At 47.6% G+C, this 617-nt stretch carries 1 pseudogene; it reads right to left on the bottom strand.

From position 1 onward, the window contains the following. Positions 1-617: pseudogene (locus tag R7Z47_RS25585) on the bottom strand (serine/threonine protein kinase); the annotation flags it as partial.

Below are 617 nucleotides of genomic sequence, written 5' to 3'. Positions count from 1 at the left end.
ATCTGGGTTAGAGAGTATCCGCCTTCGTGTTAGCTCCATCATGGAGTTCACCGAAAGATGTTCGACGTTCTGCCCCTTCGCATGAAAGATGAGGCGAGTCAGTTCGTACATCATATCTTCTGCAATCTTCTTCTCTTGTTGCAGTTGGATATTCTTTTGAATCAATGCATTACCAAATAGCACGCCGGATAAAACCAGAATGGCAGATAATGCTGCAGCCAGCGGACGGCGCTGTACTAAACGCAATGCGCTGTACAACGGCCAATGTTTTTTTTGTTCGATTGGGCGCCGCTCAAGCATGCGCTCAATATCAATTCTTAGTGCTCGAACGTCTGAATAGCGCAGTTTTGCGGCAGAGCGTGTCGCGCGTCTAATGACCCAGTAAACATCAGACCAAACGCGCGGTGACGGAAACATCATCGCGAGAATTTTACCCAGAGAGTACACATCGCTTTGTGCCGTCAGAAACTGACCAGTCTGTTGTTCTGGACTGGCAAAGTTTTGGCTAAACGCAATTAATGCGGGTGGGGATTCGCCACCGCTGTTTTGCATTTCTTGCGTCAGGTTGAACTCGAGCCATTTCGGTCTTTTATTTGGGTCAATCAGGATATTTTCAG

This window comes from Vibrio sp. 1641, from assembly GCF_033339995.1.
Taxonomy (GTDB): Bacteria; Pseudomonadota; Gammaproteobacteria; order Enterobacterales; family Vibrionaceae; genus Vibrio; species Vibrio alginolyticus.
Note: the sequence above shows the minus strand (reverse complement) of the source record. Positions and strands in the feature narration are given on the sequence as shown.